Genomic DNA, 19,723 nt, shown 5'->3' with positions numbered 1-19,723 from the left:
ATGTTTCGTCTAACCAATAGACTGGCTTTGTCCAATCTCATAAAAAATCGTAAGCTTTATTATCCTTTTGCTTTAGCAACCATTCTGGCTATTGCCATTACCTATATCTTTACATCTTTAACGCTTAATCCTCATCTGGATGACTTGACTGGGGCAGATGCTATCAAGATGGTTTTGGGGATGGGACTTGGAATTGTCGCCCTATCCTCTGGAATTATTGTTCTTTATGCCAATAGCTTTGTTATGAAAAATCGTTCAAGGGAGCTTGGTCTCTATAGTGTGCTAGGCTTAGAGAAGCGTCACCTCTTTAGTATGATTCTAAAAGAAACAGTGATTATGAGTTTTGTGACTTTGCTTCTAGGTATAGGTGTGGGGGCACTTTTCGATAAACTCATTTATGCTTTTCTTCAAAGGCTTATCGGTGAAAGTACTGGTTTAGTTTCGACCTTTCAAGTAATGACAATTCCTATTGTTCTTGTCATCTTTGTTTGTATTTTTAGTTTGTTGGTTTTGGTAAATGGTTTCCGATTGCTACGGCTTAATCCTTTACAATTAACTAAAGATGGCCTTAAGGGTGAAAAAAAGGGACGTTTTCTAGTGATTCAAACCCTTTTGGGACTTGGTGCTATGGGGTATGGTTACTATCTTGCTCTCTCTGTTCAGAATCCAGTAACGGCTATTATGAGTTTTTTTCTAGCTGTTCTACTGGTCATTCTAGGGACTTACCTTCTCTTTAATGCCGGGACAACAGTTGTTCTGCAACTCTTGAAAAAGAAGAAGAGCTACTATTACAAGCCCAATAATATGATTTCCATTTCCAACCTTGTCTTTCGGATGAAAAAAAATGCAGTTGGGCTGGCGACCATTGCCATTCTCTCAAGTATGGTTTTGGTGACACTTGTAGGTGCTGCAAGTATTTATGCTGGAAAAAAAGACTATCTGGCGAGTTCTGCTCCGCATGATTACTCAGTTACAGGGACGAATGTAGATTTAACAAGTACACGGAGAGCTATAGATGATTTCTTAGTACAGACGGGAAATCAGGTAAATAGAAAAGTGGAAGCAAGTTACCTCTACTTTGGTATCAAAGAACAAGAAAAAAACAAGCTAACCATCTTTTCTGAGAATGAAAGAAAAGTTCTACCAAAGTCAATTTTTCTTGTCTTCTCACAATCTACTTATAAACAATTAACAGGTAAAGACCTCAATCTGACTTCGAATCAAGTTGGCTTATTTACTAAAAATAAAATATTAAAAGATCAAAAGAGTTTGTCTGTCAACAGTCAAACCTACCAGATCCATGATAGCCTTAATGACTTTCTTAAAGGTAAAGTACCCAACCTCTTCACAATCATAGTTTCTGATTATAGCTACCTTGTTGTTCCTGATATGGATGATTTTCAAGAAAGTATCAAAGGAACAGCAACCACCCAAGCTACCTATGTTGGTGTTAATGTCAAAGACCCTTCACATGATGCCAAGAAAAATTCAGATTTGTTAGACAAAATCACGGATAAAGAAACACAACAGTTAGCTGGACAAACTACTGGCCTCCCTAAGTCTTACTTCACTGCAAATAGCCGATATGATGCAGAAGGCATGGTAAATGGCTTTGTTGGTGGAACCTTCTTTATCGGCATCTTCCTATCCATCATCTTCATGCTTGGCACAGTTCTCGTGATTTACTATAAACAGATTTCCGAGGGTTATGAGGATCGTGAGCGCTTTGTTATTCTTCAAAAGATTGGCTTGGACGACCTCCAAGTCAAGCAAACCATTGGAAAGCAAGTCCTTACTGTCTTCTTCCTCCCCTTGATTTTTGCCTTTATTCACTTGGCCTTTGCCTATCATATGATCAGTTTGATTGTGCGTATCATTGGAGTTCTTAATCCAAGTCTTATGTTAGTGGTTACTATCATTGTTTGTGGCGTATTCTTCCTAGCCTATATCTTGGTTTTCGTCCTAACGTCGCGTTCTTATCGTAGAATCGTATCAATGTAACTGACATAGAGTCTAGTTCAAGCTAGGCTCTATTTCTTTTATGCTATAATAGATGACAGAATTATAAATTATCGGAGAAAATACATGTCACAGACTATTGATGTCAAACGTTATGAGGAATTGGCACGTCAAAAGCAAGGGGAGCACCGAAAGTTTCTAGCACAACTCAAGAAGAAGGCTCCTAAAAATTTAGATAAGATTGTTCAGCAGGTACACAATGAAGTCTTTCAAGAAATTGATTGTACTCAGTGTGCCAATTGTTGTAAGACGCTTGGTCCCGACTTTACAGAGCAGGACATTACTCGCATTGCCAAGCATTTTCGAATGAAATTACCTGCCTTCGAGGAGCTGTACCTGCAGGTAGATGAGGATGGCGACAAGGTCTTCAAGTCTATGCCTTGTCCCTTCTTAGGGCCTGATAATCTCTGTGATATTTATGATGTCCGTCCTAAGGCCTGTGCAGCCTTTCCTCACACGGATCGTAAGAAAATCTATCAGATCAATCATCTGACTATCAAAAATACGCTTTTCTGTCCAGCAGCCTACCTTTTTGTGGAAAAACTCAAGGATAGGATTTAGAAAGGAACTGTTATGAAACGCTTTAATTCAGGTGTTATTACCTTACTTATCATTGCTGCCTATTTTATCGCAACAGCTTTTATTCCAGATTTGTATTTGGCCTTTAATTATAAATTGATTTTAGCCTTGCTTTTTGTGCTTTTGAGCTGGCAATCTAAGGGGAAATTTCTCTTTTTCTTGGGGATGGCTTTTCTATCGACCTATATCCATGACCTCTTTAGATTGGACTATTCAGAATGGACTCTCTTTGTAGGAATTCTTATCTTGGGAATTGCGGTGGACCGTTTGAGCAAGCCAAGTTATAAGAAGAACTTTTCTTACAAGGTGTCTAAAGAACATGAACGAGAGGTATTTGCTAAGACCTTATTTTCAGAGTCTGTTCAGGTGGTGACTTCACAAAATCTCGAAACTGTTTATGCCAATGCCGATTTTGGACGTTTGATCTTGGATTTGCGTCAGGCGCAGTTTATGACGGACCGACCTCAGATTGTTGTTCAGGCAAATTTTTCTCAGGTTATCATTCGAGTACCTAAGGATTGGCAAGTGGATACACACGGGCTTCATACAAGCCTAGCAGGAGTGAAAGGCTATGATAGTCTAGGAGAGCGAGAGTTATCAAGCACTACAGTTTCTCTAACAGGATCTGTATCCTTTGGACAGGTAACTATCAAACATTGAAAATAATGAAAGAGCGAAAGCTCTTTTTTTCTTGCAAATCCTTTTAATATAATATTGAATACGTTTACAAATAGTGCTATACTGATAGTGAAAATAATTGGAAAATTGCAATCATTTCTTTAGAAAGGAGTTTTCTTATGGAACGATTTAATCTTCGGTCCTTCTTGTTACTTTTACTAGCAGCTTGTTTTATCGCTAGTGCCTTTATTCCAGATTTTTGGATCATGGTCAACTATAATTTGGTCTTCTTCGTGGCTTTCTTTTGTTTTGGTATCTTGAATAGGCGACCTCTTCTTATTTTTCTTGGTTTGGCCTTCTTATCACCCTATGTTCATGACTTGTTAGACCTCGATTTTGCACAGTGGAATCTCTTTAGCGGTATCTTTCTAATAGGTTTGGCTTTAGAGTTGCTATATGGCCGTAGTCAAAAGAAAGGTCTCACTAAAGACTATAAGGTCAATAAGAACGACCAAGAAGGACCACATATTTCTGTTAAGACATATATGGCTGAGGATAGGTATCGCATCTATTCTCAAGAAGTCGAAACGGTTGATATGAATATGGCTTTCGGTGAGCTGTGGCTGGATTTGAGTCAAGCCAGCTTTGCATCAAGTCAGGTAGCAGTTCATCTTGATGCTAAGTTTGGTGAAGTTCATATTCGACTTCCTCATGGTTGTGTCATGGACACCACTGGAATCTCACATCCCCTATCATCTGTAAGGGTGGATCGTTTTGAATCTGATTTAGAGCAAGTTGAAACGAGACTTCATCTGAGCGGAAGTCTCTTCTGTACGGAGTTGGAAGTGGAGTATTAAGGGAGTCCAATGATATCAGCTCTATTGTCAATTAGCATGGTTCCTATACAAAAGAAAGGAAATCACAGGTATGAGCGAAACGATTATTCAAGTCACATCCCTTGGAAAACGCATCAAGGGAAAGACCATTTTAGAGGATATTAGTTTTGAGATAAATCAGGGAGATTGTGTTGCCTTGATTGGACCTAATGGGGCGGGTAAGACTGTCTTGATGTCTTGTATTCTTGGTGATAAAAAGCCCAGCAGTGGTCAGGTCCTCATTGATGGAAAGGCAGGTAAGGCCAAAAATAAAATCGCGGTTCTCCTCCAGGAAAATACCATTCCAAATAGTTTAAAAGTGGAAGAGCTGATTGCCTTCTTCCAATCTATTTCTGATAATCCCTTGACCAATCAAGAGGTTCAGGAACTCCTGCAATTTAAGGAAGACCAGTACCAGCAGTTTGCGGACAAACTCTCAGGTGGTCAAAGACGTCTTCTGGCTTTTGTCCTTTGTTTGATTGATAAACCTAAAATCCTCTTTTTAGACGAACCGACAGCGGGTATGGATACCTCCACTCGTCAGCGTTTCTGGGAGATTGTTAATGATTTGAAAAAATCAGGTGTGACCATTCTCTATTCCTCTCACTATATTGAAGAAGTGGAACACACGGCTGACCGTATCTTAGTCCTCCATCAAGGGAAACTTATCAGAGATACTACGCCATACGCTATGCGACATGAAGAGAAAGAGAAACAAGTCACTCTTCCAAGTAGCTTTGTTAGCATTGTTCATGGACTGCCAGATATCTATGAAATCACTGAAAAGAGGGATGTCATCAGCTTCATGACCAAAGATATCGAAAAGGTATGGCAAAGTCTTGAAAATTCGGGCTGTGGAATTTCTGATATTGAAATTCAAAATAAAACACTCTTGGATAGCCTATTTGATTCAACAAGGGAGGACAAGGCATGAAAGCATTACTAAAAATTGAATGGATTAAAACGTGGCGAAGTTGGCCAGTCTTTATCATGGGAATCGGGATACCTGTCGGATTTTTCCTCCTTTTTTCTAGTATCTTCTCAGCACCTACTCCAGAAGCTCAAAAAGAGTTTTTGCTGTCTTATATGCTGACCATGACTGGCTTCTCCATGTCTAGTTTTGGTTTGTTTACCTTTCCCTATATGTTGCAAGAGGACCGAATTGAACACTGGTTGACCTATATCGAGCACTCAAAGGTTAGTATTGCAGCTTATTATCTTTCTAAAATCTTTCGTGTGCTTCTAAACTTTATGGTTGCCATCATTGTGACCTTTTGTGTAGGTGCCTTTTTCCGAGATGTAGAGATGCCATTCTTTAGATGGGTAGGGTCAGGTGCTCTCTTACTTTTGTCCGGTCTGCTCTTTCTAGCTTTTGGTTTACTTATCGCTCAGATTAAATCTCAACAATTCATGTCTCTTGTGGCAAATATTATTTACCTTGTCTTGCCTATAGTGAGTGGTTCATGGGTTCCTATTTCCATGTTCCCTAAGTGGGTTCAGAGCATCTCTGAGTGGACACCTGTCTATCATGTCAATGAATTGGTCGTTAATTTTGCTATCAATGGGAAATTTTCATGGAAATCACTCCTGTTTATTGTAGCTTATACTGCAGTAGCAACAGGGCTTGCACTCTTTATCAAGTCTCAAAGGGAAAGTGATCGAGGTTAAAGGAGAAATAATGGATATTTGGCAGAAAATGTATGAAAAGGCTCAAGCCCTGTATCAGCCACAGGAAGTCTCAGACTTTGTCTATGCTAGACACGTTGTGGCTGCCGTTGAGGCTGAAGATGGGCAAATTTTCACAGGCTTTTGTATGGAAGGGACGTGTGGTGTTTTCCATCTATGTGCCGAAAGAGCTGCCCTTTTCAATATGTATCAAGAAACTGGTCAAACTAAGGTTAGGCGAATTATCGCCTTTCGTGACCAGCCGCCTCATGGTGGACCGTCTGGCATGCCTTGTGGGGCCTGTCGAGAATTTCTAATGGAACTGCATCCTGATAATCGTAACTTGGAGTTTATGGTTGACTACGAAACACGTCAAACCATTACTTTGGGCGAATTATTGCCACTGTGGTGGGGAGAAGAACGGGCTCAACAATTTGAAGAAAAGTCACAAGACAAGGCTTAAGGTTTATAGAAATCACAAAATCCTCGCATGTTAAGTGTGAGGATTTATTTTTTGAAATTAATTTCAGAAAATTCGAAATTTACCTTGAAATTCAAAATGAAAGTGCTATACTATATCGTGAAAATAGAAAGAAGGTTTCATTATGGAGTCACTTGTATCTTTTAGTAAATGGCTCAGCAAATGGTTTACTGTAGCTGTTATCCTCTGGGCGGCCTTTAACTACGCCCTTCCTGCAACTAGTAGTTGGGTCATTCCCAATACGGCTTATCTGCTTGGTTTGATTCTCTTTGGTATGGGGCTTACCTTGACAACTGAAGATTTTAAACGTATTGCTAAGCGTCCAATTCCAGTTGTTCTCGGGACTGTAGCCCACTATGTCATCATGCCTGGTTTGGCTTGGTTGCTTTGTATGATTTTCCATCTGAAAGGTGCGACAGCAGCAGGGGTTATCCTTGTTGGCTCTTGTCCAAGTGGGACTTCATCGAGTGTCATGGCCTTCCTTTCAGGTGGGGATGTTGCCTTGGATGTCTCTATTGAAACCCTCTCAACTCTTTTGGCACCACTCATGATTCCAACCCTCTTGTCATTCTTGGCTGGTCAGTACGTGAGTGTCCCTGCCCAAAGCCTCTTCCTAAGTACCTTGCGTATCGTGGTTGTCCCTATTATCTTGGGTGTGCTCGTTCACTCAATCTTTGGTAAGAAAATCGATGCCATCATCAAGATTATGCCTTTGATTTCACAAGCTGCCATCCTCTTGATTGTTGGAGCAGTTGTTTCTGCCAACCATGCCAATATTTTCACAGCAGCGACAGCCCTTGTTATCCCAGTTGTTATGCTTCATAACCTTTGTGGTTATGCCCTTGGTTTTGGATTTTCAAAAATCCTTGGTTTGGAAGAACCACAACAAAAAGCCATTACTTTCGAAGTGGGGATGCAAGACTCAAGTCTTGGAGCAACCCTTGCCATGAAATATTTCGTGCCACAAGCTGCCATCCCATCAACTATCTTCAGTATTTGGCACAATATCTCAGGTTCTATCCTTTCATCATGGTGGAAGAACCATTCAAAAAATAATTAAAAAGATAAATGAAAAGCTGACCTTGGGTTGGCTTTTATTTTTTAATAAAGAATCTTTTTCGAGACTTTCCTTAGGTAATGACGGACGTCAGCGAACTTCAAAGAAGTTCCATACCTAAGCTTAGAGTATAAGGTCTCGAAACTTCCGAACCCCTGAAGTTTAAGTTCTTCAGGGGTTTTTATCACAGCGGAAAGTCTCAGTTATACTCACTTCGTTCTCAAAGAGAATCATCTGTCATTCTTTGCTGACTTTCTTAGTTCATGGAACATTTGAAATTGTTTATTTACTTCTTGAAAAGGAAGTTTTTGACTATGTTATAATGGAAGGACAAAAGCAGTTTAGGAGAATGTTATGGCAACAATTGGTATTGATTTGGGAACGACGAATAGTCTAGCGGTTACCTATCGTGAGGGTGAGGTTGAGCTGATTCCAAATGGCTTTGGCGAATATTTGATGCCTAGCGTGGTCCATGTGTCTGATGATGTTTTGACGGTTGGAAAAATTGCGAAGGAACGCTTAGTGACTGACCCTGAGAATACGGTCCAACTCTTTAAACGTTCAATGGGAACCAATGAAATATTTTACCTTGATGGGGAAGCTTTCTCGGCAACGGATTTGTCAACTTTGGTGGTTAAACAATTAGTAGCAGATGCGGAGAGTTACTTAGGTGAAAAGGTAGATGAGATACTTATTAGTGTGCCAGCTTATTTTAACGAGAAGCAACGATCTGCGACTAAGGCTATTGGACAACGATTGGGCATTAAGGTAGAACGTTTGATTAACGAGCCTTCTGCGGCAGCTATTTCTTGTCATAAGATTGGTATGGACGAGTCTTTCATCGTTTTCGACTTTGGAGGAGGAACGCTTGATGTTTCTGTGGTTGATTGCTTTGATAATGTGATTTCAATTGTTTCCATTGCAGGTGATAACTTCTTGGGTGGTAGCGACTTTGATAAGGCTATCGCTGAAGATTTTTGTCAGTCTCAAGGGATTGATTTGGAGAAGCTAGATACCAAGCAAAAGTCTAGTCTCCTCTTGTCTGCAGAACGTTGCAAACTCAAGCTACAAAAGGAAAAACTGGCTGCAGTATCCTTGACCTACGATGACCAATATTACATGAAACAATACACTCAAGCTGAGCTTAAGTCCATTATTCAACCTGTTCTTGACCGTGTTAAGAAAGTCATTGGTAGAGCGGTGAGTGATAGTGGTTACAAGGCACATGAGCTGGATGCTTTTATCTTGGTCGGTGGGTCTAGCATGATGCCTTTAGTTCAATCTTATATCACGAATCTGCTCAATCTTCCTATTAAGCGTCTGAAGGATATGGATGAGTTGGTTGCGCGTGGTTTGGGGACTTATTTAGCTGTCAAAGAGCGTCAGGAGAAGGTCAAAGATTTGGTGATTACAGATATTTGTCCTTTCTCATTGGGAATCAGTGCCTATGACTCTGACTTTGATAAAAATATCTTTTCAAAGGTTATTAATAAATTATCTGTCCTTCCGACCTCTGCAAGCAAATATTATTATGCCAGTCGGGGACAGAGACAATGTCGCTTTATGATTTATCAGGGAGAATCGCTCGATCCTGAGGCAAATCTCTTTTTGGATGAGTTTATTATCGATGTTCCTGGGACTGCAACTAAGACAGAGTTTTTTGAAACCACCTTTACTTACGATATTAATTCCATGCTATATATAGAGGTTAAACTGGGGTCAACAGGCGAGACTAAAACGTATCGTATCGGTAGTCAAAGTAAAATCGAAGAAGTCGATAAGAGTGAGCACCTTGAGAATATCAAGCTTGTCTCTGATCAATTGTCCTTTGAGGTCGACTTTAAAACGCAATCTGAGCGGGCCTATCGTTTAGTCATGGAAATGCCTTATAAGATGCAATTACATTTTTTGTGGCAAATGGAAGATTTTGAAAAAAGCTATCAGCTAGCTATTAACAATATCAAGAAGCGAAAAGAGATTGTGAAACGCTACCAAGCTTATCTTGATAGCATTGAAAATATCATGTCACTAGATGATTTGGATATTTTCCGTCAAGAAGAAGCTGACCATGAGGAGACTGGTGAGCCCTTTGATAGGTCTGATGACCCTAATTTCTGGAGATAGGAGGTGACGCATGAATTTTTGGTCGATTTTGGGCATTCAACCAAGCAATAATCTTAAGGACATCAAGAGAGCCTACGCCAAACAAAGTAAGGTCTATCACCCTGAGGATGACCCTAAAAATTTCCAACGCCTTCAAAAGGCTTATCAAGAGGCCCTTGCCTGGCAAAAATCGCATTCTGAAAATGAGGATATGGATGCCGTCATAGGCCATAAACAGGCTGATGGCAGTGTGGCTGGTCTGGTATCTACCTCTCAGCTAGAAGCTTCCTTTACACAAGCTGCAGATGCTAGCAAGTCTAGTCAAAATCAAGAAAGTTTTGAAGAACTTGAGCTTACGGCTTCTGCGACGGAAGAAGTCGAAGACAAGCAAGTGACAGAACATGACTTTCAGCAGGTGATCTCTGAGGAAGAACAGGAACAGTTGGATGAGTTAGCCTTATCTGATATTCATGAAACGTTCAATCATAGTGAGCCTTATTCAAGGACTAGCGAGGACTCTGTTCTTAGAGAAGATTTAGCTATTAAGGATCAGGATAGTTTTCTTCAACTTGTTGAGGAGTATTATCTATGCAATCCTCTGACTATTTCTAAACTCAAAGGTTATATCAATCAGTGCTCTGATTTGGGATGGTTGGATGATCAGGATTTTGCCTACCGTTTGACTAAGACTATAGGAGCTATACTCGAAAGAGGCGGCCTGAAATATGAGACCTTGGAAGGGCTTGAAACGTTAGCCAAGGAGTTTGATTTCACATTGTTGGAGGCCTACCTTTGTGACCTCTTGGATAAGAAATACAAGCAAGATGTTTGGCAGGGACGTCCGATACGTCAAGTGACGGAAGTGACCGAGCCCACCCGAACAGGGCAAAAGATTATTGTCGTCTATTTTCTCATTATGGTCTGTGGTATCTTTTTCCTCGCCAATGGCTTTTTCACCCGAGAAATGCTGAAATCGCAACCTAAGAAGATACAAGTCATTACAGGGCTTACAGGAAATGAACTGGTCTCACAGGGGACGGTAGATAAAGCAGCATCTGCTATTTCTGATTTGGCTAAAAAGTCAGACAAGCCCATTTCTGACACTAAAAAGGTGGTCTACGACCAGGCCAGTTCAACCTTTGTGATTGAGGATAGCTCGACAGGACAGCGTCAAGAACTACCAGGTGTGACAGAAGTTTATGTTTTGCCGGTTTATGAAAATGGTCAAGAGACCAAGGGGATTGCAACAACAACTGACGGTAGCAATTGGGAACTTAGAGATAGTGACGGCCAAGTCCGTGGTCCAATTACTTTATTAGTTGCCATGTCATCAGATATTGCTATCAAGAGTGAAAATGGTAGCTACACTACGGTAGAGAAGGAGTAGGACATGAAAGATTTTATTTTAAGAAATAGTGAAAGAGTCCTCGCTCTCCTCCTTACAGGTATTTTCCTAGCTCTCTTGTATTTTGGAAATCAGAAAGGCTTACATCTCTGGTTTGAAAGTGGGCGTGAAAGTGGTAGTCTAGGCTTGGTGACGGGAATCTTTATCGTTTTTTTGCTTGGGCTTATCGCTATTATCTGGATATTAACGGATAGATTTCTCCTCTTTGTCTTAACCAAGATGGGTTATTATAGCGAGGATTGGTCTAAAGTTGTTGGTGTCATCATTGGAAAGAGAATTGCCAAAGCACCAAGAACAAGGGCTAATCATTTCTTAGTGGTTAAGGTTGGTGACACTAAACGTAACTTTTTCGTCAGCCAATCTAACTTTAATATTCTTGAAAAGGGTGATAGCCTTTGGCTACGGAAAGTCAGAGTGCATTATAAAGGACGTGTCGTCCGCACTTTTTACGAACTCGCTGATCGATATTAGACAGTAAGAAGCTGACCTTGGGTTGGCTTTTTATACTGACTAAAATTTACAAAAAAACTTAGGAGAGGACCTAAGTTTTTGTTAATAAGATTATTTATCTATGTTTAAGAGTCTTTCAATCTCTTGATAAAGTATTTCTGTAGGTTGATAGGCTTTGCTTATCTGAGTTAGAGAATGTAATTTAGGCCAATCTTTTTGAGAAATTAATGCTTGGAATAAATCTAAGACTTCAGAATCTGTCTTTTTTCGAGAGACAAGTCCTACCTGGGCTAACTCAGCTCGTAAGGCGTTGTCAAACTGATCAAAATCTTGAGGAAGAATAAGGCTAGGAATGCCTTGTTCGATACATCCCATTAGAATACCGGAACCAGCGTGATGTATCACAAAGTCCATTTTATCTAGAATGTCTGTGTAGGGCAGATAATCAAAAAGTAAAAGATTGTTATTTAGATGATGTGGCGGATTTTGCAAACCACTTGGGTTACCTAGTGTGACATAAAAATGATAGTCAGGATATTCTTGACTTAGTATTTGGGCCAATTTCACCATTCTTTCTTTTTCCCATTTTAAATGGGTGCCGCAAGTCACTAACACGCGTTTTTTAGAGGTCGTGAAATACTGTTCTTGTTCCTTGGGGAGTTTGTCAAAAGAAAGACAGCGATAACCAACCCACTTAAGATGGGGTGGAAAATCATCTCTAAACTCCAACTCTTTTATTCCCAGAGCCAGAATTGAATAAGGAGAATAGATGGTTTCTGTACCATCCTCTCTATAAAGTTTGAAATCTTGTAAATATTTAAGATTTCTTTTAACAAGTGCAAAGCCAATTCTTTTTGCCATGCGGATAATCTGCCTACCCAGCGCATCTCTACATTTGTAGAGGATTCCCTGATGGGGTTTCCACCCTCCTAAATAAGCAGGAGTGGTCGTGCGACTCTCAATAGCTACTGGACTTGGAATGGTCGTAATCCAGGGTATTCCCAAACGGTCTGCTAAAATACCAGCAGGAGCTGCAATGAAATCTGCAATAATCAAATCTGGTTTTCCATCGGACTCCCAAATTCGCTTGATTTCGTCTATAACTTCTGGAATTAGTTTGCTATTTGCGATTAATTGTTGGTACATAATATGTGGTTTTGCTTGCTTAGAGGTATTGGCGATATCTTCCATCACTGTCGGACGATCTGGAAATAAGGCAACACAGTCAAAGCCAATTTTTTCAACTAATTTCTTCTTTTGATAACCTGTGATGACACGTATTTGAAAACGAGGGTCTTCTAACAAGGGTTTCACCAGTGTCAAGGTCGGAAATAAATGACCACTAAATGGTACGCTAATCACATCTATCTTTATTACTTTGTTCAATCCAGTCATGAATGATTCCTTTCACATCTTCTTTGTATTCATAGCTATAATGATCCGAATCCACTAGGATATCCGCTTGGTGGGAATCCAAGAATTTAGAATATGGATCTTTTTTTCCTTTAATCACCAGTACCTCTAGTTTTTTGTTGTTTAAGAGTTTTTGGGAGACAGGACCAAGTGCGATTATGCGAAATCTTGGAAGGGTGACCTGATTCCCTAAACTTCTGAGCCACTGGGTCAGCATATTGACACCTGAACTCTTACAAACAAGAACTACTTCCTGAGCTTCCAACAAGGGAGACAAGTGCTCCTGTAACAACTTTTGGAAACGAAGGTTCAAAATCGTATGCCAATAGTAGATGATATTGGATGCAGAAGCTGACAAGAGGGATACTTGTGGAGACTTTATATGTTCAAAATCTTTATTGAAGGGAAAATTACTGGCTACCACTGAATAGCCAGATGGACAAATTGCATGGAGGAGGTCTAGTTGCCCAGCTGTCAGCCCGGCACAAGTAATATCACTGCTCCCACTAAGAAAGAGAACCAAGCAATCAGAGTCTAGCATGGTCTGATCAGGAGACAAAGCAGACAAACGGTCTAGATAGGACTTCATCTTACTCATAACGAATCTTTCCATCCGTCACTCGAATCTTCCGCCCCCGCCAATTAATCACAGGAGGTGTCATTAGAACATGGACAAACAGCCAAGGAAGCAGGAGATCATTCAGCACTTCGTAGGTGACTTCATCCAAGTGTAAGCGATTGGTTAGAATGCTTTGTCGATAGAGGAGCATCCAAACTGCCTTGAATACCAGTAAGCTTAAGGATAGAAGAAGATAAGGCCAACCTAAAATAAGACTTAAGATCAAACCTGGGAGAGGCAGAAAACTCGGTAAACCTATGAGGCTAAACAGCTTCCAGTCCAGGTGTTCTTTGAGATAGATAGAGCTAAAGAGAAGCCACCGCTTCATCTGGAGCAGGTATTGTTTAGCGTTTTTTATAGTGGTTCGAACATTACAGGTAACCCGCGTTTGGATAATGGATACTCCTTTACTCCTTAAAAAATCGGCCACAGCTAAATCATCACATAGATAGTCCTTAATCGCTGTGAAGAGCCCCTGATCTTTTGCAAGTTCTACCGGTAGGATATAAAACATCCCGTTGATGGAGTGATTTGCCTCAACTTCTGCCATGGTAAAATAGGTAATAAAAGAATTGCCATTAACGAATGCTGCAACCAGCTTGGACCAGAAATTACTTCTTTCTTGGTTATAGGGAATACCTGTCAGAATGACCTCTTGACCTAGATAGGTAGTCAGCTCACCCATTTTAGAAAAATCAATCACACTATCATCGTCCAAAACAATCAGATAAGGCCGGGTCAGCTCCTCTACAACCTGCTCAATCTTGTAACTCTTGGGATTAATTCCCTGAGGGACGTCTTCAATGAGAAAGATTCGGATACGTTGGGCAAATGACTCATCTTGGCAAATTTTGTTCGCTACATGCTGAGCTTCTGTGTCAGACTGGTCAATTAACCAGTAAAACTCAACTACTTTTGTTTGCTGGAGATTGGCCCGCAAATCACTCTCTAAACGAGGATCCCCAGAGAGGATGGGTTGGACCACTGTAAAAAGCTCTTCTGGGAAGTCCGCAATATGAGACTGGCCTTTTTTATAATAAATGAAGGACAACAACCAACGGATGAGAAATAAGAGAAGATAAGCAACGCCTAAAAATATAAATATAAATTTCATCTATTAATAAGTCCCTTTCGTAAATACCTTGCAAGGAGACAAATAATCCATCTTTGGGGAAGCAGACGACCTAGCAAAACGAGCAAGCGATAGCGAAGGCCGATAACAGCATAGGAAGTACCCCTTTCTATGAATCGAATCAACTGCTGAGCGACTTTCTCAGGCTTCATCTGCAAACGACTACCTCCTAGAGCATCAACTAGTTTTTGAGAGAAAATGGGCGTTTGGACTGGTCCAAGAAGGTAAAGTGCAATTCGGACCTGAGAATCTACATTTTTTAGTTCCTCCTGGAGAGCAAGAGTGTAGGTCTGCAAGGCAGCCTTGCTGGAACTGTAGGCTGCTAGATAGGGATGAGGAAAAAGAGCTGCCAGTGAAGAAAGTTGGACTAGCCGGATTTTCCGATTTTTCTGCACTAGCAATTTCATTAGCTGGACTGGAGCATGGTAGTTTACCTGCCAGAGCTCTTGTTCCTTTTCTGTGGCTAAATCACTTCCTATGGAGAAGCTAGCTAGTCCTGCACAATTGACCAGAAGGTCAGCATCTAATGCCTTTCCAAAATTCTCCAGTGCTTCCTTATCACACAGATTTAAAACCTTAATTGAAAGTTGTGCCTTGCTTCCAGCTAATTCATTTTGCAGTTGGACTAATTTGTCTGGATTTCGGCCTACTAGAACCAGAAAATCAAGATGTTTTGCCAGTTCAGTTGCTAGGTGACGTCCAATTCCTCCTGTAGCTCCCAAAATAATTGCCTTACTAAATGAGTCTGTTGTTTGCATAACTCTAGTTTATCAGATTTTACTGAGACAGAAAACTACCTCTCAATTCCTTTGGAAAGAATATTTGTTATGATGGAGGTAAGTTAGGGGATTCTTGCTAAAAAATATTGAAAAGTTCTATGTTAAAGTATTTGTGGCAAGCTTTGATTGATTAATGGATAAAAAATCTTACTGAAGAAGTGTATCTATTCAGAGAAAATGAGTTTAGATAGTATTTGGTTTTGAGTAGTTCTTTCAAAAAAAATTTGCTATGCTAATGTTATGGGAAAACTAAAAATTGACGTGGTCATCGTTCCATTAAGTGGGCACCTTTATCCAACCATGAATCTGCTAATGCCTTTATTAAAAAATCCTCGCTATGATATTCGTTTATTCACAGGACAGCAGAAACGTGCAGTAGCTGAGGCAGCAGGCTTTAAGGTTGTTACTATTCTTGAGGGTCATGAAATGGACTTTGAAAGGGTGGCTAATAATAAGGAGCAATTGGGCCTTTTTTCTGCTTATCGTCAACTATCAGCTAGTCTTGATATTATTAATCTTGTTTCCGATCAATTACTATCGGAATGGAAAGTAAGCCGACCTGATTTAGTCATTGCCGATTATGTCAGTTTGTCGGGTGGACTTGTTGCAGAGCAAATGGGGATTCCGTGGATAACGACAATGGCCACACAATTTGCTATTGAAACGACGGATGGTCCTCCTTGTTTCTTCGGAGGAATGGGAAGTCCGAAGAATCGCAATCAATTGATTCAACAACGGCTAGGCAGAAAACTGACTCGTTTCTTGAAGTATTCCGCCACTTTTTTATTACGAAATCGTTTAAAGCGTTATGGTTTTAAAATGTACAACCATAAGGGACAAGAGAGTATCTATTCACCGTATTCTATTTTAGGAATAGGAATGAAAGAGTTGGAGATAAAGAAAGGGTTCCCAGAACATTACCACTGGGTGGGTCCTACTGGAGGTTCAGTTGAGCGATGTGAGGATTATCCTCTTGATTTGTCGCCATTTGCAAATCGTAAAGTTGTCTTTGTGACTTGTGGGACCCAATTGGATTGGGCAAAGGACAATTTAATTTACCAAACGAAGCTGTTAGCTAAGTCTCATCCAGAGTGCCAGTTTTTTGTAACTTTAGGTCTTGGAGGGCAAGAATTCCAATGCCAAAAATTAATGGATAATGTTTCAGTGGTTTCTTATCTTCCCTACAATGAATACATTCCTCAGATGGATTATGTCATTCACCACGGTGGTTCAGGTATTTTTTTCCAATGTATTATAAATAAAAAGCCATCCTTAATACTTCCTCACGATTATGACCAGTATGACTATGCTATTCGTGGACTTGAGGCAGGTGTGGCTTTGACTGCCAAAAGAGAGGATGACAATGCAATTGGGCAAGCTTTTGAAGCATTGTTGGCTAAGAAAGATTGGTCTGAGCTAGAGGCTTTAAGTCATGCTGCCAAGTCATACCACCCTACCGAAGTAGTGGAGGGTGAAATAGCTCGCCTGCTGGCAGACAAGGAGAAAAAACAATGAAGAAAGTTTTAGTAACGGGGGCTACAGGTTTTTTAGGCAAATATGTTGTGGAGGAACTGGTTGAGCACGGTTATCAAGTCCGAGCTTTTGGTCGTAATTGTGCAATTGGCCAGTCTCTGGTAAATGCCTCTGTGACCTTTATTCAAGGAGATTTGACAAACCAAGAGGATTTGACTAAGGCTTGTCAGGAAATGGATATGGTCGTTCATGCCGGTGCTTTGTCAACGGTTTGGGGTCCTTGGGAAGACTTTTACCAAACGAATGTCTTAGGAACTAAATACATCCTTGAAGCTTGCAGTGAGGCTAATATCGAGCGCTTGGTATATGTGTCTTCTCCAAGTATCTATGCAGCGCCTAGAGACCAGCTAGATATCAAAGAAAGCGATGCCCCTCAGGAAAATAGGCTTAACAATTACATTCGAAGTAAATTGGCATCAGAAAAACTATTTAAAGATTATCCTGATGTGTCTAGTGTCATATTGCGACCTCGAGGACTTTTTGGGATTGGAGACACCAGCATTTTGCCACGTGTTCTTAATCTTAGTCAGAAGATCGGTATTCCTTTGATTGGTGATGGTCGCCAACTGATGGATATGACCTGTGTGGAAAATGTTGCTTTGGCTATTCGTCTGGCTTTGGAAACTCCTCAAGCAGCTGGAGAGGTTTATAATATTACTAATGGAGAACCTAGAACATTTAGGGACTTGATTGAAGAAACCTTGAGAGGTTTGGGCTATCCCATCCGTTATCGCAAAATCCCAGCTCCACTTGTGTCTGCTATTTCAAGTAGTTTGGAGTTTATTTATAAGAATCTAAAGCTCAAAGGAGAGCCAGCCCTAACACGCTATACCTATTATTTACTGCGCTATAGTCAGACTTTAGATATTAGCAAGGCAGAGTGTGACTTGGGATATCGGCCTAAAATAACGATTTCAGAAGGGATTGAACAATATGTCCAAGATTATCGAAAGCATTGATTATTTTCCTGCGGGATATTGTACTAGCTATACTGGTCTTTTGTTCAAGAAAGTCAAGAATAAAAAGATGACCTTTCCAGCCGGTGTCTTTCTAATCAAACACAGAGATAAAGGCTATCTGCTTTATGATACAGGTTATCACTACGATATTAAGACCCAGCTTCGCTATGGCTTGTATCGTTTAGGAACGCCGGTGCAGATGACAGAAAAGGATCAAATTTCAAACTTGTTGAAGGCGAAGGGGATTAGGCCTGATGACATTACTTATGTTATGCTTTCCCACCTGCATCCTGATCATTTGGGAGGGGCTGGCTTCTTTCCTAATGCGAGCTTCCTTCTGACTCAGGAGGTTTATGAGGTTTATCAGAAGCCTAAGTTGAAGGATTTGATTTTTAAGGAATTTTTGCCAACGTCTTTTGAGAAACAGGTAAAAGTAATCAAGGCTGATCAGCAAAACTCAACTTTTCCTTATCGTCCGACCTGTGATTTATTTGGAGATGGAAGTATCTTGGTAGCCTCTGTTGATGGTCATGCCAAGGGTCAGGCTTGTCTCTATATTCCAGATTATAATCTTTTTATCGCAGCGGACTTGTGCTGGGGTGTCGATTTGCTTCCTTATACTAAACAAATGCACATCATTCCGTCCTTGGTTCAGGATAATATGGCGGATTATATCAAGGGGACTGAGTTACTGGAGGACATCCTAAAAGATGGGACGGAAGTACTAGTTAGCCATGACCCTGTAGAAAGGATAGAGCGTATCTTGTATGAAAAAAATAACCTTTCTTAAAACCTTTATCCAAACCAGATGGCTTCACAACTTCAAAACGAGAGCAGCTTTAGAAGCTTATCAGAAAAAGCAATTATCTAACTATATGGATTTTCTAAAGCGAGAGTCTCCTTATTTCAAAAATGGTGTCCCTACTGACTTTGACCATATGGATAAGACCTTTATGATGGCGCATTTTAATGAGTTAAACACTCAAGGCATCGATCGCGATGAGGCTTTAGCCTTAGCTATTGAGAGTGAAAAGACTCGTGACTTCACCGAACTTAAAGGTGAAGTAGCTGTTGGTTTATCTTCAGGAACATCGGGACATCGTGGCCTCTTCATCACGACTGAGAAAGAGCGAAGCATGTGGGCGGCAGCTATTTTAGCTAAGATGTTGCCCAAGGGTCATCTTTTTGGCCACCGAATTGCCTTTTTCCTGAGAGCAGATAATGAACTCTACCAGACTATCAATACAGCATTGATACGATTAGAATACTTCGATATTTTCAAAAATACTGATGAACATATTGAACGTCTTAATCATTATCAACCGACGATTGTTGTGGCACCAGCTTCCATGCTGATAGAGTTGAGCAAGCGTCTTAGGGCAGGAGACTTGTCTATCTCACCGCAAAAAATTGTCTCTGTGGCAGAAATTTTAGAGGATAGTGATAGAATTCGCATTTCGAGTGCTTTTAAGCTCCCCATTATTGACCAGGTTTATCAAGCGACGGAAGGTTTTCTAGCCTGCACTTGTTCTGCAGGACATCTTCACCTCAATGAAGATATCATTTTTGTTGAGAAAGAGTATCTGGATGAACATCGATTTTATCCAGTGATAACGGATTTCAAGCGAAGCAGTCAACCTGTTTACCGCTACAAACTTAATGATATCTTGGTTGAAAATCCTGAACCTTGTTCATGTGGTTATCATTATACAAGGATTGACAAGGTCGAAGGTCGCTCCGATGACATCTTCTATTTTGAAGGTCAGGATGGAGGACAGGTGACAATCTATCCTGATTTTATCAGGCGTTGTATTCTCTTTGTGGAAAATGTTGGAGACTATCAAGTCAAGCAACATTCAGAGAAGATTGTTGAAGTCTGCCTCAGCCAACGAGACGAACAAGTAGAAGCAGCTATCACAGCTCAGTTTCAACTCTTGGCGCAGCAAAAACAGTTTAAGGTTCCGGAAATCCATTTTTCCGATTATCATTGGGATACCAGTCGAAAACTCAAACGTATTCAGCGTTTATGAAAGGAT

At 40.5% G+C, this 19,723-nt stretch carries 19 protein-coding genes; 15 read left to right on the top strand and 4 right to left on the bottom strand.

The window, feature by feature from the left end; all coding sequences use genetic code 11:
- The 11 genes from HMPREF1517_RS08135 (at position 1) to HMPREF1517_RS08085 (ending at position 11,273) form a co-directional block, all read left to right on the top strand.
- Positions 1–2,001 carry an ABC transporter permease gene (locus tag HMPREF1517_RS08135; RefSeq protein ID WP_037600994.1) on the top strand — a complete coding sequence of 667 codons (2,001 nt, stop codon included), beginning with the start codon at positions 1–3 and terminating at the stop codon, positions 1,999–2,001.
- Between the two features lie 84 nt (positions 2,002–2,085).
- Positions 2,086–2,580, top strand: coding sequence for a YkgJ family cysteine cluster protein (locus HMPREF1517_RS08130; protein ID WP_037600991.1), 495 nt, complete (start codon positions 2,086–2,088; stop codon positions 2,578–2,580).
- Positions 2,581–2,592: 12 nt separating this feature from the next.
- The gene (locus HMPREF1517_RS08125; protein ID WP_037600987.1) at positions 2,593–3,258 is read left to right on the top strand and encodes a hypothetical protein; all 666 of its coding nucleotides are present in this window, start codon (positions 2,593–2,595) and stop codon (positions 3,256–3,258) included.
- A 137-nt stretch (positions 3,259–3,395) separates the two neighbouring features.
- Positions 3,396–4,073, top strand: a complete 678-nt coding sequence (locus HMPREF1517_RS08120) for a hypothetical protein (protein ID WP_037600984.1) — start codon at positions 3,396–3,398, stop codon at positions 4,071–4,073.
- Between the two features lie 70 nt (positions 4,074–4,143).
- Entirely contained in the window at positions 4,144–5,025 is an 882-nt protein-coding gene (locus HMPREF1517_RS08115) for an ABC transporter ATP-binding protein (RefSeq protein ID WP_037600980.1), read from the top strand.
- A complete protein-coding gene (locus tag HMPREF1517_RS08110) occupies positions 5,022–5,759 on the top strand; it encodes an ABC transporter permease (RefSeq protein WP_004182313.1) in 738 nt (245 codons plus the stop codon). Before HMPREF1517_RS08115 ends, HMPREF1517_RS08110 begins: the two co-directional genes overlap by 4 nt.
- Before the next feature lie 10 nt (positions 5,760–5,769).
- Positions 5,770–6,219: a cytidine deaminase family protein gene (locus HMPREF1517_RS08105; protein WP_037600976.1), complete on the top strand. Its 450-nt coding sequence runs from the start codon at positions 5,770–5,772 to the stop codon at positions 6,217–6,219.
- 142 nt (positions 6,220–6,361) lie between these two features.
- Positions 6,362–7,297 (top strand): bile acid:sodium symporter family protein, encoded by a 936-nt coding sequence (locus HMPREF1517_RS08100; protein WP_013990402.1) that lies wholly within the window; start codon positions 6,362–6,364, stop codon positions 7,295–7,297.
- Between the two features lie 351 nt (positions 7,298–7,648).
- Positions 7,649–9,418, top strand: a complete 1,770-nt coding sequence (locus HMPREF1517_RS08095) for an Hsp70 family protein (protein WP_037600971.1) — start codon at positions 7,649–7,651, stop codon at positions 9,416–9,418.
- A gap of 10 nt (positions 9,419–9,428) precedes the next feature.
- A complete protein-coding gene (locus tag HMPREF1517_RS08090) occupies positions 9,429–10,784 on the top strand; it encodes a J domain-containing protein (RefSeq protein ID WP_037600968.1) in 1,356 nt (451 codons plus the stop codon).
- A 3-nt stretch (positions 10,785–10,787) separates the two neighbouring features.
- Positions 10,788–11,273, top strand: a complete 486-nt coding sequence (locus HMPREF1517_RS08085) for a hypothetical protein (protein WP_014634679.1) — start codon at positions 10,788–10,790, stop codon at positions 11,271–11,273.
- A gap of 90 nt (positions 11,274–11,363) precedes the next feature.
- Here HMPREF1517_RS08085 and HMPREF1517_RS08080 read toward each other — a convergent pair whose 3' ends face one another.
- Genes HMPREF1517_RS08080 through HMPREF1517_RS08065 form a run of 4 tightly spaced genes read right to left on the bottom strand, consistent with a single transcriptional unit; the run spans position 11,364 to position 15,174 of the window.
- Positions 11,364–12,647, bottom strand: coding sequence for a glycosyltransferase (locus tag HMPREF1517_RS08080; protein WP_037600963.1), 1,284 nt, complete (start codon positions 12,645–12,647; stop codon positions 11,364–11,366).
- Positions 12,607–13,263: a hypothetical protein gene (locus HMPREF1517_RS08075; RefSeq protein WP_037600960.1), complete on the bottom strand. Its 657-nt coding sequence runs from the start codon at positions 13,261–13,263 to the stop codon at positions 12,607–12,609. Before HMPREF1517_RS08075 ends, HMPREF1517_RS08080 begins: the two co-directional genes overlap by 41 nt.
- A complete protein-coding gene (locus HMPREF1517_RS08070) occupies positions 13,256–14,398 on the bottom strand; it encodes a glycosyltransferase (protein ID WP_037600957.1) in 1,143 nt (380 codons plus the stop codon). The genes HMPREF1517_RS08075 and HMPREF1517_RS08070 overlap by 8 nt, the downstream gene beginning before the upstream one ends.
- Entirely contained in the window at positions 14,395–15,174 is a 780-nt protein-coding gene (locus tag HMPREF1517_RS08065; protein ID WP_037600954.1) for an SDR family NAD(P)-dependent oxidoreductase, read from the bottom strand. The genes HMPREF1517_RS08070 and HMPREF1517_RS08065 overlap by 4 nt, the downstream gene beginning before the upstream one ends.
- Positions 15,175–15,435: 261 nt before the next feature.
- Here HMPREF1517_RS08065 and HMPREF1517_RS08060 point away from each other — a divergent pair, with 261 nt between their 5' ends.
- From HMPREF1517_RS08060 to HMPREF1517_RS08045, 4 genes are read left to right on the top strand one after another with little or no spacing between them, the layout of a single operon-like run.
- The gene (locus tag HMPREF1517_RS08060) at positions 15,436–16,710 is read left to right on the top strand and encodes a glycosyltransferase (protein ID WP_037600950.1); all 1,275 of its coding nucleotides are present in this window, start codon (positions 15,436–15,438) and stop codon (positions 16,708–16,710) included.
- Positions 16,707–17,687 (top strand): NAD-dependent epimerase/dehydratase family protein, encoded by a 981-nt coding sequence (locus tag HMPREF1517_RS08055; RefSeq protein ID WP_037600947.1) that lies wholly within the window; start codon positions 16,707–16,709, stop codon positions 17,685–17,687. Before HMPREF1517_RS08060 ends, HMPREF1517_RS08055 begins: the two co-directional genes overlap by 4 nt.
- Positions 17,662–18,477, top strand: a complete 816-nt coding sequence (locus HMPREF1517_RS08050) for an MBL fold metallo-hydrolase (protein WP_037600944.1) — start codon at positions 17,662–17,664, stop codon at positions 18,475–18,477. Before HMPREF1517_RS08055 ends, HMPREF1517_RS08050 begins: the two co-directional genes overlap by 26 nt.
- A complete protein-coding gene (locus HMPREF1517_RS08045) occupies positions 18,455–19,717 on the top strand; it encodes a F390 synthetase-related protein (protein WP_037600941.1) in 1,263 nt (420 codons plus the stop codon). The genes HMPREF1517_RS08050 and HMPREF1517_RS08045 overlap by 23 nt, the downstream gene beginning before the upstream one ends.
- Positions 19,718–19,723: the final 6 nt, after the last annotated feature.

The sequence above is a fragment of the Streptococcus sp. ACS2 genome, assembly GCF_000525585.1.
Taxonomy (GTDB): domain Bacteria; phylum Bacillota; class Bacilli; order Lactobacillales; family Streptococcaceae; genus Streptococcus.
This window is presented reverse-complemented; position numbering and strand designations above follow the sequence as displayed.

Bases quoted from the DNA above. Each gene is read 5' to 3' on its own strand.
- HMPREF1517_RS08095 (WP_037600971.1), top strand. From the start codon at position 7,649: ATGGCAACAATTGGTATTGATTTGGGAACGACGAATAGTCTAGCGGTT.
- HMPREF1517_RS08085 (WP_014634679.1), top strand. From the start codon at position 10,788: ATGAAAGATTTTATTTTAAGAAATAGTGAAAGAGTCCTCGCTCTCCTC.
- HMPREF1517_RS08125 (WP_037600987.1), top strand. From the start codon at position 2,593: ATGAAACGCTTTAATTCAGGTGTTATTACCTTACTTATCATTGCTGCC.
- HMPREF1517_RS08080 (WP_037600963.1), bottom strand. From the start codon at position 12,647: ATGACTGGATTGAACAAAGTAATAAAGATAGATGTGATTAGCGTACCA.
- HMPREF1517_RS08050 (WP_037600944.1), top strand. From the start codon at position 17,662: ATGTCCAAGATTATCGAAAGCATTGATTATTTTCCTGCGGGATATTGT.
- HMPREF1517_RS08065 (WP_037600954.1), bottom strand. From the start codon at position 15,174: ATGCAAACAACAGACTCATTTAGTAAGGCAATTATTTTGGGAGCTACA.
- HMPREF1517_RS08055 (WP_037600947.1), top strand. From the start codon at position 16,707: ATGAAGAAAGTTTTAGTAACGGGGGCTACAGGTTTTTTAGGCAAATAT.
- HMPREF1517_RS08105 (WP_037600976.1), top strand. From the start codon at position 5,770: ATGGATATTTGGCAGAAAATGTATGAAAAGGCTCAAGCCCTGTATCAG.
- HMPREF1517_RS08075 (WP_037600960.1), bottom strand. From the start codon at position 13,263: ATGAGTAAGATGAAGTCCTATCTAGACCGTTTGTCTGCTTTGTCTCCT.
- HMPREF1517_RS08100 (WP_013990402.1), top strand. From the start codon at position 6,362: ATGGAGTCACTTGTATCTTTTAGTAAATGGCTCAGCAAATGGTTTACT.
- HMPREF1517_RS08110 (WP_004182313.1), top strand. From the start codon at position 5,022: ATGAAAGCATTACTAAAAATTGAATGGATTAAAACGTGGCGAAGTTGG.
- HMPREF1517_RS08045 (WP_037600941.1), top strand. From the start codon at position 18,455: ATGAAAAAAATAACCTTTCTTAAAACCTTTATCCAAACCAGATGGCTT.
- HMPREF1517_RS08115 (WP_037600980.1), top strand. From the start codon at position 4,144: ATGAGCGAAACGATTATTCAAGTCACATCCCTTGGAAAACGCATCAAG.
- HMPREF1517_RS08135 (WP_037600994.1), top strand. From the start codon at position 1: ATGTTTCGTCTAACCAATAGACTGGCTTTGTCCAATCTCATAAAAAAT.
- HMPREF1517_RS08070 (WP_037600957.1), bottom strand. From the start codon at position 14,398: ATGAAATTTATATTTATATTTTTAGGCGTTGCTTATCTTCTCTTATTT.
- HMPREF1517_RS08090 (WP_037600968.1), top strand. From the start codon at position 9,429: ATGAATTTTTGGTCGATTTTGGGCATTCAACCAAGCAATAATCTTAAG.
- HMPREF1517_RS08120 (WP_037600984.1), top strand. From the start codon at position 3,396: ATGGAACGATTTAATCTTCGGTCCTTCTTGTTACTTTTACTAGCAGCT.
- HMPREF1517_RS08130 (WP_037600991.1), top strand. From the start codon at position 2,086: ATGTCACAGACTATTGATGTCAAACGTTATGAGGAATTGGCACGTCAA.
- HMPREF1517_RS08060 (WP_037600950.1), top strand. From the start codon at position 15,436: ATGGGAAAACTAAAAATTGACGTGGTCATCGTTCCATTAAGTGGGCAC.